The 14,227-nt window shown below is 60.8% G+C and carries 11 protein-coding genes; 7 read left to right on the forward strand and 4 right to left on the reverse strand.

The annotated features are described in order from the left end of the window. Positions 1–322: 322 nt before the first annotated feature. Together AO240_RS29010 and AO240_RS28660 are read right to left on the reverse strand one after the other, a co-directional pair. Positions 323–637: a type III secretion protein gene (locus AO240_RS29010; RefSeq protein ID WP_256585985.1), complete on the reverse strand. Its 315-nt coding sequence runs from the start codon at positions 635–637 to the stop codon at positions 323–325. 138 nt (positions 638–775) lie between these two features. Continuing rightward, positions 776–1,723 carry a type III secretion effector protein gene (locus AO240_RS28660; RefSeq protein ID WP_177445834.1) on the reverse strand — a complete coding sequence of 316 codons (948 nt, stop codon included), beginning with the start codon at positions 1,721–1,723 and terminating at the stop codon, positions 776–778. Positions 1,724–2,051: 328 nt separating this feature from the next. On the opposite strand from AO240_RS28660, the gene AO240_RS17870 reads away from it, so the two are divergent. The 3 genes from AO240_RS17870 (at position 2,052) to AO240_RS17880 (ending at position 5,690) form a co-directional block, all read left to right on the forward strand. After that, positions 2,052–2,852, forward strand: a complete 801-nt coding sequence (locus tag AO240_RS17870; RefSeq protein ID WP_099237909.1) for a glucose 1-dehydrogenase — start codon at positions 2,052–2,054, stop codon at positions 2,850–2,852. Further along, positions 2,845–4,671 (forward strand): glycoside hydrolase family 15 protein, encoded by a 1,827-nt coding sequence (locus AO240_RS17875; protein WP_099237911.1) that lies wholly within the window; start codon positions 2,845–2,847, stop codon positions 4,669–4,671. The genes AO240_RS17870 and AO240_RS17875 overlap by 8 nt, the downstream gene beginning before the upstream one ends. A 113-nt stretch (positions 4,672–4,784) precedes the next feature. Continuing rightward, positions 4,785–5,690, forward strand: a complete 906-nt coding sequence (locus AO240_RS17880; protein ID WP_099237913.1) for an alpha/beta fold hydrolase — start codon at positions 4,785–4,787, stop codon at positions 5,688–5,690. Positions 5,691–5,693: 3 nt separating this feature from the next. Here the strand turns inward: AO240_RS17880 and AO240_RS17885 are convergent, their stop codons facing one another. Both AO240_RS17885 and AO240_RS17890 read right to left on the reverse strand, forming a co-directional pair. Then, on the reverse strand, positions 5,694–7,904 hold the full coding sequence (locus AO240_RS17885; protein WP_099237915.1) for an ATP-binding protein: 2,211 nt from the start codon (positions 7,902–7,904) through the stop codon (positions 5,694–5,696). A gap of 104 nt (positions 7,905–8,008) precedes the next feature. After that, positions 8,009–8,977: a GlxA family transcriptional regulator gene (locus tag AO240_RS17890; protein ID WP_099237917.1), complete on the reverse strand. Its 969-nt coding sequence runs from the start codon at positions 8,975–8,977 to the stop codon at positions 8,009–8,011. 89 nt (positions 8,978–9,066) lie between these two features. Between AO240_RS17890 and AO240_RS17895 the strand changes: the two genes are divergently transcribed. The 4 genes from AO240_RS17895 (at position 9,067) to AO240_RS17915 (ending at position 14,215) form a co-directional block, all read left to right on the forward strand. Continuing rightward, complete coding sequence (locus AO240_RS17895; RefSeq protein ID WP_099237919.1) at positions 9,067–9,747, forward strand: DJ-1/PfpI family protein; 681 nt, start codon at positions 9,067–9,069, stop codon at positions 9,745–9,747. Between the two features lie 655 nt (positions 9,748–10,402). Beyond that, complete coding sequence (locus AO240_RS17905) at positions 10,403–11,842, forward strand: undecaprenyl-phosphate glucose phosphotransferase (protein WP_099237923.1); 1,440 nt, start codon at positions 10,403–10,405, stop codon at positions 11,840–11,842. Next, positions 11,842–13,302 (forward strand): mannose-1-phosphate guanylyltransferase/mannose-6-phosphate isomerase, encoded by a 1,461-nt coding sequence (locus tag AO240_RS17910; RefSeq protein ID WP_099237925.1) that lies wholly within the window; start codon positions 11,842–11,844, stop codon positions 13,300–13,302. Before AO240_RS17905 ends, AO240_RS17910 begins: the two co-directional genes overlap by 1 nt. Before the next feature lies 1 nt (position 13,303). Beyond that, the gene (locus tag AO240_RS17915) at positions 13,304–14,215 is read left to right on the forward strand and encodes a glycosyltransferase family 2 protein (RefSeq protein WP_099237927.1); all 912 of its coding nucleotides are present in this window, start codon (positions 13,304–13,306) and stop codon (positions 14,213–14,215) included. Positions 14,216–14,227 lie beyond the last annotated feature (12 nt).

The following is a 14,227-nucleotide window of genomic DNA, read 5'->3' on the forward strand; positions in this document are numbered from 1 at the left end:
GTGGGCGCGGCGGTATTTCCCGCGGGGCATATTGCTCAACGCAGGGCGGCTGAAAAACCGGCGGCGCTGAGGCACGGCGCATCTCTGGCGCGCTTATGATCATTGGCTGCCCACGCGGTATTGCACCCTCAATTTTCATGCGTCATCTCCCACTTTTTCAGATCTGCGTTTGCCTGAAAGCCCCCGAGGCACCCCAAATCGTCGGTCGATTCCAGAGCGGCAAGCCACCGATGTGTGGTTAGCGGGGCGCAATAGTTCCGGGTAACCGCTGAAGACCAATGACAGCATGTAAAAAACCCGAGGCGCAGCTTAGAACCAGCCTTTAGCCACGACACAAGGCGGTCAAGCCACTCATCAGCGCTGCCCACACGCCATTGGGGTGACGCAACGACGTTGTGTCGGCATTGCCGGCAGGCCTTTGGGCAAGCATGCCGCGGGCAAAATCATCGGCGACCGGTGCCTGGAATCTGCGCTGGCCGGCAAATGCTTTCATTCGGCGGGCTTCAGCCGCATGCGCGTCCGACGCAGCCAGGGAATCGTGCAAGGCTGCGCCGCCTCGCGCCGAAGAGTCGGCTTCATGAGCAATGTTGAAACGTTCGGGACAGCCGGGGTTGGATTGAAACGAGGTTGAATTCATTTATTAGCCTCACTCGGAGTCTGAAAGCGACCGGCCTCAGCCAACCGTCGCGTATGACGTAGTGGTTCAATCGGCTTAAACAGTTCCTGACACAAAACAATCAGGTGCCGCGAACCGGCCGCAGCACCTGAGCGTCATTCAACGAGAAAGCCTGTAAAGCGCTTCCAGGCTGATGCGACCGTCATCTTCGCGACTCGCGAGATCGTCCATCTGGTCAAGCAGGTCGCTGCGTGAGAGGACCTCGCGGGACAGATGCGTCAGATGATCCTTGTCGGCGTCACCCGTCAGCGGTTGGGCTGCCAGCCTTTGCAGGCTTTTGAATCGAAGTTCGCGCCCGAACTGCCCTTTTAATGCGTCGAAATGCTCAAGCATTTCGTCGGCCAGTTGCTTGTCACTGGTGTATTTGAAGGCGTTATCGCCCTCAAGAATAATGCTCAGTTTTTGCTTGTCGATCAGGCCATCCAGCGCACCTGTCGTGGGGTCCCGGTCGATGGCAGTGATCAGGTCAGGACGCCGCAACAGCTCTTTCGCCAGGCGAATGTTCTCATTCATCACAGCATCACCGGACGGCCTTTTACTGGCCATTGCGTGAATACTGTCAACGCTGACATAGCGCGGGTTCTTGGGGTCTCTGAAAGCGTTGAAGTTCTGGAGCAGTTGCTTGCCCAACTCTTCATTATTCTTAATCGCGTACTCAAGGTCAGGCAAAGAAGGGCCTGGTTTACTGGGGTTGGGCCTTGGTGGCGGGCCACTCGAACCTGGGTGATGCGGTGGCCGGTGCCCGCCGAACCATTGCCCCAACAAGTGCTTGAGCTGCTGTACGAACCCTTGATGCAACGCGAGGTCCGGCAGTGCCGACGGGTTTTTCTGCTCGCCAGGGCGATTCGCCTGAGGCTGATGGTCACCGAACACTGGCCTGGAAGGGGTAGGTGCCAAGTGGAAATTAACGTTCACGGTACTCTGACTGTTGTAGGACGGCGCGGCATGCGCCGCAGGGCTGGCCTTGGCGTCGGGTTTGGTGTTTACCGGCGCAGCATCAGGGGCGGGTGGGGCGGATACAGGTGTATCGAGAGCCGATACCGACATAGGTGTCTCCAGTGCAAGGGTGCTTGATGATCAACCTGTCGCTCCAGCATAAAGTCGAAGCCAATCAGGTTTCCCCTTGTGTGGCACATCCGTCGGAATAGGTTCCTGATCAGGCATCAAACAGCTTGAACGCACGTAGGAAACCCTCAAAAAACCCCGAAGCGGGTGCTGCGATTTTTCTTATAAAAGGCCGGTCAGCCCGGCATTGTCAGCCAGGGTGCCCGCAGCAATCGTTTGGATCCTGGCGTTACCCGGCGGTTTAACGGTGAACTTGTGCCCTGCCCCATCAGTCAGCTAACAGAACTTGCAGATAAAAGGTGGGCAGGCAATGCATCTTTCGCTGGAGCAACAAGTAGCCATCGTCACCGGCGCCAGTTCGGGCATCGGCGCAGGCGCCGCCAAGGCACTGGCCGAAGCCGGGGCCGCAGTGGTGCTTAATTACAACTCGCAGGCGGCACCGGCGCAGGCGCTCGCCGCGCAGATCAACGCCAATGGCGGCCGCGCGATTGCCATCGGTGGCGACGTGTCAAAAGAAGCTGAGGTTGAGCGCCTGTTCGCGCAAACCCTCGACGCCTTCGGCCACCTGGACATTCTGGTGGCCAATTCCGGCCTGCAGAAAGACGCCAACCTGGTCGACATGACCCTCGACGACTGGAACGCCGTGATCGGCGTCAACCTCACCGGCCAATTCCTTTGCGCTCGCGCCGCCGTGCGTATTTTCAACCGCCAGGGCGTGCGCGATGGCGTGTCACGTGCCGCCGGCAAAATCATCCACATGAGTTCGGTGCATCAACTGATCCCTTGGGCCGGGCATGCGAATTACGCGGCCTCCAAGGGCGGCGTCGAGATGTTGATGCGCACCCTCGCCCAAGAAGTCAGCGAACAGCGCATCCGCATCAACGGCATTGCCCCGGGAGCAATTCGTACAGCGATCAACCGTGCGGCCACCGAAGGCGCGGCCGAACAAGAGTTGCTCAAGTTGATCCCTTACGGCCGCGTCGGAGACGTTGAAGACGTGGCCAGCGCGGTGGTCTGGCTGGCCAGCGACGCGTCTGATTACGTGGTGGGCAGCACCCTGTTTATTGATGGCGGCATGAGCCTTTATCCGGAGTTTCGTGGCAATGGTTGATTTCAACAACGAACCGCAAAGCGCCATCGATGCCCACGGCATTATTGGCGATATGCGCAGCGCGGCACTGATCAACGACAAAGGCAGCATCGACTTTTTCTGCTGGCCGGAATTCGACAGCCCGTCGATCTTTTGCTCGCTGCTCGACACCCCCCAAGCCGGCGTGTTTCAACTCACGCCCGACCTGCCCAACGCCCGTCGCGAGCAAATTTACCTGCCCGACACCAATGTGCTGCAAACCCGTTGGCTGAGCGATGAAGCCGTGGTCGAAATCACCGACCTGCTGGTGATCAGCGAAGAGGTCGACGACTTACCCTTGCTGATCCGCCGCGTGCGCGTAGTCAGCGGCAAGGCGACGATTCACCTGCGCTGCGCGGTACGCCATGACTATGCGCGCGCGCCAACCCGCGCCAGCGCCGACAAGGCCGATGTGTGCTTTGCCGCCGACGGGCAGCCCGGCATTCGTTTGGCCGGCAGCCACCCGCTGCAGATCGAAGACAATGCCGCCGTTACCCACTTCACCCTGAACCAGGAAGAAGGCGCCGAATTTGTCCTCGGCGGCCAGGACGACCCACGTGTCGACGGTGGCTGCACCGACTTGGCGCTGGCGCACACGTTGAAGTTCTGGCGTGGCTGGATCGCCCAATCGAATTACCGCGGGCGCTGGCGCGAAATGGTCAACCGCTCGGCCCTCGCGCTGAAGCTTTTGACCTCGCGCAAACACGGCGCGATCATCGCCGCCGCCACCTTCGGCCTGCCGGAAACACCGGGCGGCGAGCGCAATTGGGACTACCGCTACACGTGGATCCGCGATGCGTCCTTCACCGTCTACGCCTTTATGCGACTGGGCTTCACCGAAGAAGCCAATGCTTACATGCGCTGGCTCAAGGGCCGCGTGAGCGACTGCTGCGGCCAGCCGACCAAAATCAACATCCTGTATGGCGTCGATGGCCGCCAGGAGCTGCCGGAAACCGAGCTGGATCACTTCAGCGGCCACGGCGGTGCCACACCGGTACGCATCGGCAATGAAGCGTTCGACCAGATCCAGTTGGACATCTATGGCGAACTGATGGATGCGGTTTACCTGGTCAATAAATACGGTGAAGCGATCTCCCACGAGGGCTGGCAACACACGGTGGAAGTGACCGACCAGGTGTGCGAGATCTGGAATCAAAAAGATGTCGGCATTTGGGAAATGCGCGGTGAACAGCACCACTTTCTGCATTCCCGGCTGATGTGCTGGGTAGCGCTGGACCGTGCGATCCGCCTGGCTTACAAGCGCTCGCTGCCGGCGCCGTTTGCGCGCTGGGACCAAACGCGGCAGGCGATCTACGCCGACATCTGGAGCAACTTCTGGAACGAAGAACGCGGGCATTTTGTGCAGTATATCGGCAGCACTGCACTGGATGGTTCGATGCTGCTGATGCCACTGGTGCGCTTCGTCGCGGCCACCGATCCGCGCTGGCTGTCGACACTCGAAGCGATCCAGAAAAGCCTGGTGCGCGACGGCATGGTCTATCGCTACCGCAACGACGACAGCCAGATCGACGGCCTGCAAGGCACCGAAGGCGCGTTCGCGGCGTGCTCGTTCTGGTACGTCGAATGCCTCGCACGTGCAGGCCAAGTCGAAAAAGCTCACCTGGAGTTCGAACAATTGTTGCGCTACGCCAACCCGCTGGGGTTGTACGCCGAAGAGTTCGACAGCCAGGCCCGGCACTTGGGCAACACGCCACAGGCGTTGAGCCATTTGGCGCTGATCAGCGCGGCGACCTTTCTGGATCGCAAACTCAGTGGGGAGAAGACCACCTGGCAACCTTGAGGTGGTGCGTACATAGCCCAGGAGCATAGGCACCTACACAAACTTCAAAGGCAGCCCGCTCGGCACATAAACTTGCTCCCCACACAAGGCCGCCGATGCCACAGGAGTTCATCATGACCACCGCTGCCGCCCTGCTTCGCGTACGCACCTCCATGCTCGACATGGCCTATGAAGCCCATGGCCCAGTCGACGCAGAGCCGGTGATCTTGCTGCACGGGTTCCCCTACGACCCACGCGGCTACGATGAAATTGCGCCGCTGCTGGCCGAACGTGGCTACCGGGTATTGGTGCCGTACCTGCGCGGTTATGGGCCGACGCGGTTTATTGATGAGCAGGTGATGCGCTCCGGTCAACAGGCGGCGTTGGGCAAGGATTTACTCGATTTCATGGATGCGCTGGGCATCGCGCACGCCACCCTCGCCGGGTATGACTGGGGTGGCCGCGCCGCGTGCATTGTCGCGGCGCTTTGGCCGCAGCGGGTGCGCGGGTTGGTGACTGCCGACGGCTACAACATTCAGGACATCGCCACATCGCACGAGCCTCTGGCGCCGGAGCAGGAGCATCGTTTGTGGTACCAGTTCTATTTTCACACGCAGCGCGGCGTGGACGGCTTGACCGCCAATCGTCGTGAGCTGTGTGAGTTGTTGTGGCGGCTGTGGTCGCCGAGTTGGTCCGAGGGGCCGAGCCTGTATGGCCAGACCGCGCCGTCATTCGATAACCCGGATTTTGTCGAGGTGGTGATTCATTCGTATCGCCACCGCTTCAGGTACGCGCCTGGCGACCCGACACTGGAAGCCATCGAGCAGGCGCTGGCGCTGCAACCGCCGATTTCAGTGCCGACGATTTCGCTGTGCGGCGCCGATGATGGCGTCGGCCCGGCGACGGTGGAAGATGACGATGTAGGGCATTTCAGCGGTTTTTATCGGCGCGAAGTGTTGCCCGGCGTGGGCCACAATATTCCACAGGAAGCGCCGCAGGCGACGCTTGCGGCGCTGTGCGAATTACTCGATAGAAGGTGAGCGTTACCGAGCCGCCGCAACCCGGAAACTGAAGACGCTGCCCTGCCCTTCCACGCTTTCGGCCCAGAGCGTGCCGCCGTGGGCCTCGATAATGCCGTGGGAAATATACAAGCCCAGGCCGCTGCCGGTCGGGTTGCCCTCACGCGAGGTCCAGTAGCGCTCGAAGATATACGGCAATTGCGCCGCACCGATGCCGGAGCCGTTGTCACACACACGAAACAACACTTCGTCGCCTGCCGCCAGCGCCATCACCTCGATTGCCCCGCCCAAGTGCGTGAATTTCAGCGCATTGCCGAGCAAGTTGGAAAACACCTGGAACAGGCGCTCCGGGTCGGCCTGGATGCTCAGCCCAGGTTGGCTGCTCCAGGTCAGGTTGACGCCCTTGGCCGAGGCCAGCGGGTGCCACATCAAGCCGAGCTGTTCCAGGGTCGACGTCACGTCCAGCGTTTGCAGGGCGACGCGATAACGCCCAGCCTCGATGCGCGAAATGTCGATCAAGTCTTCGAGCAAGGTGTTCATGCGCGACGTGGCGGTTTGCATGGTTTCAATCGCGTTGTTCAAACGCAGGGTGGCTTTGGTGTCGTCGGCGGGCACCATCTTGCGCATCATGCCGCACTGCATCAGCAAGATAGTCAGCGGGCTGCGCAAGTCGTGCGAAACCACCGCGACCATCTCATCGCGCGCGCGCACGGCGGCATGTTCGCGCTGTACCTGACGGGCCAGGTCATGCTCCAGGGCGTTCCGGCGCAAGTTTGCCACCGCGTGCAACTCCGAGGCAGACCATTGCAGCGCCTTGCCGTCGACCTGCTGTTTCCAGAGTTCAAATGACAGGCGTGGGGTCAAGGCGGTTGCTCCCACCTCACGCTGTTTGACCGGTTCGCCGCTCCACTGCACGGTGGTTTTGACCTCGGGGCGAAACCACATCACTGCGTTATTGACCGGTTTGGGCAACCGGAAGGCCAACAGGCCACTGGCGATGCTTTGATAGGCCTCGGCCGGCGGGAAGTCTGCGGACAATTGGTGGCTGTGCACCACGCCTTTGCCCTGTTGCTGAACCCACGGGTACAGGGCGCGAATGTGCTCGTCGCTCGGGCAAACGCCGACGGTGTGCAAACGCTCCTCCACCAGAATCGCCAACCCAGTGGCGCCAGTCAGGTTCAACAAGGTTTGCGCGTAAGGCAGCAGGCTCTCCATCACATCCAGCGTGTCGGCCGCCATGGCGCTGACCAATGCATCGATCATGGCGGTTTTTTCATGCTCGTGGCGGCGCGCCTCCTTGTCCTGGAGCAGTGTGATCTGCATCGACAATAACTGACCGACACTGATGCACGCCGTGCGCAGCTCATGTGGCACGCGCAGGGGCTCGCGGTGGCCGCAGGTGATCAGGCCCCAGAGTTGATCATCCTTGAGCAGGGAAATGCTCATCGACGAGCGTATGCCCATGTTTTTCAGGTAAACACAATGCACCGGCGAGACGCTGCGCAGCACTGCAAAACTGAGGTCCAGCGCTGCACCGGTGTCTGGGCGCATGGCGGGCAGGATGGGCACCGGCACGTAGGTCGCGTCGGGGATCACCCGAACCCAGTTCAAGCGGTAGAGCTCACGCGCCTGCGGCGGAATATCCGAGGCCGGGAAACACAGGCCCAAGTACGGCTGCATGCCGTCGCTGAGCGCTTCGCCGATGACTTTGCCGTGGCCCTCCTGCTCGAAACGGTACAGGGTGACCCGGTCGTAGCCGGTCAATGCACGTATTTCGCTCACGCAGGTCTGGTACAGCGCATCGAGGGTTTTGGCTGCCTGCAGGCGGCGCAAGGTTCGGGCGACCTGCAGCGCAGCGGTATGGCGCGGTATGACCGAGCGTTCCAGCTCCAGGAATAACAGGCCCTGATGGCGGTGCAGCACGGCATCGTAAAGGTTGCCGTTGAGCGTCACCTGATGCAGCTCGTCTTCATCGGCGTCCAGGTCTGCCAGCGCGAGGCGTATTTGGGCCAACGCATCCGCGCCGATCAGGCTGCCCAACGCCTGCCCGGACAACGCCACAGGCCCCAGCGCAAGCTCGGTATTCAGGTTGGTGCTGGCTTGCAGTACCACCAGCGTCGGTTCGCTCAAGGTCAGCAGTAACCCGTGCGGCTGGATCGTACCGGGGATGTGAATAGGCTCGCTCGCGCAATCGTCTCGCAGAGGATCGGCGCTGATCGCAGGCAATGGTTTCATGAGACACGTCACGCCGGGGGGCGGAGGAAATAGCGGCGCAGACGGGGGAGATCACTGCGGAAGCCGCCAACATAACACCTTGATCCAAATGTGTACGTTTTCGTTTAACGTGTATGGCTAAAGCGCTCGCGGTAGGCCTGTGGCGTGACCGCCAGCGCCCGCAGGAAGCTGCGCCGCAGGGTTTCTTCACAGCCAAAACCGCATTGCACGGCGATGCGTTTGATCGACGCCGTACTGTCGGCCAGTTGCCGGCGCGCGGTTTCCACGCGTATCAACTCGACCGCGCGCGCGGGCGTCTGGCCGGTTTCAGCGCGGTAGTGGCGCACGAAGCTGCGCTCGCTCATGCCGGCCTGCGCGGCCAATGTGGCGATGTTCAAATCAAGGGTAAGGTGTTCGGCCATCCAGGCGTGCAGGTCGGCGAAGCGGCTGTCGCCCTTTTGCAGTGACAACGCCACGCTGAACTGTGACTGGCCGCCGGGGCGTTTAAGGAACACCACCAAATGCCGTGCGACCTCCAGGGCCACCGCGCGGCCGAGGTCTTCTTCCACCAGGGCCAGGCACAAGTCGATGCCGGCCGTTACGCCGGCAGAGGTCCATACCGCGCCCTGCTGGATGAAAATCGGGTTGGGCTCCACGGTCAACGAAGGAAACTTGCGCGCCAGTTCTTCGCAGCGGGTCCAGTGGGTGGCCACGCGGCAGCCGTCGAGTAAACCACTGGCCGCCAGCAGGAAAGCGCCGGTGCACACCGAGGTCATGCGCCGCGTGTGCCGGTTTTTTTGTTTCACCCATGCCACCAACGCAGGGTCTTCGGCGGCGCCGTAAACGCCCCAGCCGCCAGCGATAACCAAGGTGTCACAGGGTTTATCCACTGCCGGCAGCGGCTCGGCGACCAGCGCCAAACCGGCAGAGGTCATCACCGGCGCCGTCTGCGCGGCGATCACCGAGACCGCGTAGGGCAACGGCAAGCCGCGCTGGCGCGCCAGGTCATTGGTCGAGGCGAACACTTGCAAAGGCCCGGTCACGTCGAGCACCTGGACGTTATCGAACGCGAGTACGTGGATTATTCGGGTCATATTGGCGTGATCGGTGGGTTCAATGGCGTATTCGCCAAAGCCTAGGCCGCTAGAGTGAAGCCGTCCACCTCTTTATCGGAGCATGATTGATGACCTTGCAGATCGGCTTTTTGTTGTTCCCCGGCATCCAGCAACTGGACCTTACCGGCCCCTATGACGTACTCGGCTCGCTGCCGGACGTAAAGCTGCACCTGGTGTGGAAAGACCTCGCGCCGATCACCTCGAGCACGGGGTTGGTATTCACCCCGACCATGACCTATGACGACTGCCCGCAACTGGATGTGCTGTGCGTACCCGGCGGTTCCGGCGTGGGTGCGTTGATCGAAGACCCGCACACGCTGGATTTTCTCAAGGCCCAGGCACAGCACGCGCGCTACGTGACCTCGGTGTGTACCGGTTCGCTGGTGCTCGGCGCAGCGGGCTTGCTGCGCGGTCGCAAGGCCACCACGCACTGGGCGTACCACGACCTGCTTGCCCCGCTGGGTGCAACCCCCGTGCAGGCGCGCGTGGTGCGTGACGGCAATATATTGACCGGCGGCGGCATCACCGCCGGCATCGACTTTGCCCTGACCCTGGCGGCTGAGTTATACGACGAGGCAACGGCGCAGTTGGTGCAATTGCAGATCGAATACGCGCCCGCGCCGCCGTTTGATTCGGGCAGCCCGGCCACGGCGCCCAAGTCGGTGCTGGAGCAAGCCAACCGGCTTACGCAGCAATCGCGCAAGGTGCGCGGCGAAATCGTCGCACGCGCGGCCGCCCGGTTGGGGTGATGTAGCGTCTGCGTTCTTGGTTGTCTGTGGCAAGCGGGCTCTTTGGCAAGCAAGCCCGCTGGCCACAACGGCCGCTCACCACAACACGCTCAGTTGCGACTACAAGTGCGACTAATCAGCAACAATCCAGCGTCTGTTAAGCAACTTTTTGAGCCTCCCCAGCCAATTTTTTGTTAGTTTGAAAAGTACCTGCCCATTGCACCAAGCCCCCGCAATCAGGGCCGTTAGCCCGCCCTCCCCGCGCCTCTTTGTCCCTCTTTCCTGCGCCTCTCGAAAAAGGTTTTCATATTCCACAGGAAAATTCCTGGATTTGTTCCTACACTCAAAAACAAGGCCTTACACCGACCGTATTCAACACCGCATTGAACACTCTATTGAACAGGGAACGTCAATAAAATGCCGATAAAAAGACCGATTAACGCTTCAAGACTGACACCTCCGCACCATTGTCAATTGATTGACTAAGCAACCCAAACGGAACACTCCTTACGTATTTACCCAGCAAAATCAATTCATTTGAATAGCTTCATGTGAAGGGACAGTTGCGTTTTACCCAGAGTAGTCGTCGCTCGACTTGCCTTACTCAATAAGCAGCTTGCTGCCTTATCGATTAAACAGTCGAACAGGGGCCTGGCGTGCAATGAAGGATGTTTTTATGCGAGAAAAGTCGTCAGTCGACAGCCTGTTTTTAACCCGCGCCGGATTCGTTGAGTTCTTTGTTGTCTTCGTCAAATTTATCCATGGTTTGTCGGCCATTCTGCCGCCACTGGTGTTGGTGCTTTTCATCGACCCGATGGACCCCGAATTGCGCCCTCACTTCCTCGGCTTGCTGCTGTTTTTTGCAGTCCTGACCATTATTCTGTTCCACGCCCTGGGCATCTATTCCGAAGAGCTGTTCAGCAATCGCTTGCGCCTGCGTACCAAGGTGGTGTCGTGGTCTGCGGCATTCTGCATCCTGTTGTTCATGTACCAGATTCTGCAGTTTTTTCCGCAGCTGACGCCCCACAACCTGGTGGCCTGGTACTTCGCCAGCCTGGCGTTGTTCTGCATTGAACGCCTGCTGATGCTGCGCCTGTACCGCAACCTGATGCGCAAAGGCAAATACCTGCAACGCACGGTGATTTTGGGCTTTACCGATACCGCCGTGCACGTCGCCGACCACCTGCAACGCAATGGCGATATCCGTTCCGGCCTGATCGGCTTTATCGATGACCGCACCGAACGCATTCCCAAGGAATTGAGCAACTTGCCGTTGCTGGGCAACACCCGCGACCTGGAAAAACTGATTCGCGCAGAAGAAGTCAATCAGGTGATGATCTGCCTGCCGTGGGCCGCCGAGCAGCGTATTCACGGGCTGGTCAATCGGCTGCGCCAGATGTCGGTGAACGTAATGCTGGTGCCCGACATGGCCGCCCTGCGCTACGGCCACAGCCGCATCACCGACGTCGGCGGCATCCTGATGTTCAACACCTCGCAGTTGCCACTGCGCGGCTGGTCGCCGGTGATCAAGCGTTTCGAAGACATGCTGCTGGCAAGCCTGGCGCTGGTGGTGCTGTCACCGCTGATGCTGGCGACGGCCATCGCGATCAAACTCGACTCCAAAGGCCCGGTACTGTTTCGCCAGAACCGTTATGGCTACAACGACAACGAGATCCGCGTGTTCAAGTTTCGCTCGATGTTCACCGACCAGAGCGACTTCACCGCCGAGCGCCAGACCACGCGTGCCGACCCGCGTATCACGCGCGTCGGCCGTATTATTCGCAAGACCAGCATCGATGAACTGCCGCAGTTGTTCAACGTGCTGCTGGGCAACATGTCGATGGTCGGCCCGCGCCCGCACGCCACGGCGACCAAGGCTGCGGGTGTTCCGTTCGAAGTGGCGGTCAGCGAATACAGCTCGCGGCATCGGGTCAAGCCGGGCATTACCGGCTGGGCGCAGATCAACGGTTATCGCGGCGAGACCGACACCCTGTTCAAGATCCAGAAACGTGTCGAGTACGACCTGGAGTACATCTCCAAGTGGTCGGTGTGGTTTGACCTGTACATCGTTTTCATGACGGTCCCGGCCGTCCTTTCCACCAAGGAAGTCTATTGATGAATACCCTCAACGGATTAATTCCCTGCATTATTTCCGGTGGTTCGGGCACACGGCTGTGGCCGGTGTCACGGCAGAACATGCCCAAGCCGTTCATGCGCATGCGTGACGGCCAGAGCCTGCTGCAGAAAACCTTCCAGCGCGCGGCCAAACTGCCCGGCGTCGAAAGCGTGCTCACGGTGACCAACCGCGACCTGCTGTTCCGCACGCTCGACGACTACCGCGGGGTCAACACCGCGCACCTGCCGCTGGACCTGTTGCTGGAGCCCTTTGGCCGTAATACAGCGGCGGCCATCGCGGTGGCGGCGCTGCACGTGCAGGAACATTTCGGCGACAGCGCGCAGTTGTTAGTGATGCCTGCCGACCATTTGATTCTCAATGAAGTCGCGTTTGCCGACGCCGTGAGCCAGGCCCGCGACCTCGCCGAAGCCGGGTACCTGGTCACGTTCGGCATCCAGCCCGACCACCCGGAAACCGGCTTTGGCTACATCGAACAAGGCGAGCCGCTGAGCACCGGCAACCGGGTTAAACGCTTCGTCGAAAAACCTGACCTGGCCACCGCGCAAGGCTACCTCGACGGCGGTAAACACCTGTGGAACGCCGGCATGTTCTGCTTCAAGGCCAGCACCCTGGTGGAACAACTCGCCGCCCACGCACCCGACGTATTGACGGCCGCCAAAGCCGCACTCGAACACAGCCAGAGCCTGCAGAATAAAACCTCGCGCCAACGTGAGCTGGATTCGGACGCGTTCGGCAGCGCGCCGGATATTTCCATCGACGTGGCCTTGATGGAAAAGTCCACACAAGTGGCCGTAGTGCCCTGCGACATTGGCTGGAGCGACATCGGTTCCTGGGAAGCGCTGCGCCAGCTCACGCCCAGCGACGCCCACGGCAACCAGGTCAATGGCGAAGCAATTTTGCATGACGTGCATAACTGCTACATCGACTCGCCCAAACGCGTACTCGGCGCCGTTGGTGTGCGCGACCTGATCATCGTCGACACCCCGGATGCGCTGCTGATCGCCGACGCTCATCGCAGCCAGGATGTGCGTTACATCGTTGCCGAACTCAAGCGCCAGAACCATCCGGCGTTCAGCCTGCACCGCACCGTTACACGGCCGTGGGGCACCTACACGGTGCTGGAGGAAAGCAGCCGGTTCAAAATCAAACGCATCGTGGTCAAGCCGCAGGCGTCGTTGTCGTTGCAGATGCATCACCACCGCAGCGAACACTGGGTGGTGGTCAGCGGCGCGGCGCAGATCACCAATGGCGAGCGCGAATTTCTGATCAACGCCAACGAGTCCACCTACATTCCCGCCGGGCACAAACACCGCCTGACCAACCCCGGCATCATAGACCTGGTGATGATCGAAGTGCAGAGCGGCGAGTACCTCGGTGAAGATGACATCGTGCGCTTTGACGACATTTACGGGCGCGCGCCCCTAGACGTGAAAAAGTAACATGCGCACCTCGTTGATCATCCCGACCCGTAACGCCTCCAGCCACCTGGCGCGACTGCTGCCGGCGCTGAAAATGCAGACCATGCAACCGGACGAAATGCTGGTGGTCGACAGCGCCTCGCGTGATGACACCGTGGCGCGCTTTCAAGCGTATGGCGCACGGGTCGAAGTGATCGACGCCGGCGACTTCAACCATGGCGGCACGCGGCGCTGGGCCAGTCAACAGGTGGGCGGTGACGCGCTGATCGTGATGACCCAGGACGCGATCCCCGCAAGCCCCGAGACGTTCGCCAACCTGCTCGACGAGTTGCAGCAAGACCCGCTTAACGGCGTGGCGTACGGCCGCCAACTGCCGCACCCGGACGCCGGCGTGCTGGGCGCGCAATCGCGGCACTTCAACTACCCGGCCCAGAGCCGCAGCAAGCGCCTGGCCGATGCGCCGGAACTGGGGATTAAAACCTGTTTCAGCTCCGACTCGTTTTGCGTGTACCGGCGCAGCGCGTTGCAAGCGGTTGGCGGTTTCCCCGCCGACGTGATCGGCAGCGAAGACGCCTACGTCGCCGCGCGCTTGCTGCTTGCCGGTTACAACGTGCGCTACGCCGCCACCGCGCGGGTGTACCACTCCCACGATTACCGACTCATGGATGAGTTTCACCGCTACTTCGACATTGGCGTGTTCTACGGCCGTGAACCGTGGATTCGCCAGGCCTTTGGCGATGCCGGCGGTGAAGGTAAACGCTATGTACTGGCTGAGCTCGCGGCTTTACGCGCAGCCGGTGCATTGCACCGCGTACCCGAAGTACTGGTGCGCAGCGCGTTCAAGTTGCTCGGCTATCGGCTGGGCCATCAGGAACGCCGCCTCCCCCTTGCCGTAAAGCGGCGCATCAGCATGTTCCCCGGTTATTGGAGGTGAGCAGCATGACTA

This window comes from Pseudomonas sp. ICMP 460, assembly GCF_002723595.1.
In the GTDB taxonomy this organism is placed as follows: domain Bacteria; phylum Pseudomonadota; class Gammaproteobacteria; order Pseudomonadales; family Pseudomonadaceae; genus Aquipseudomonas; species Aquipseudomonas kitaguniensis.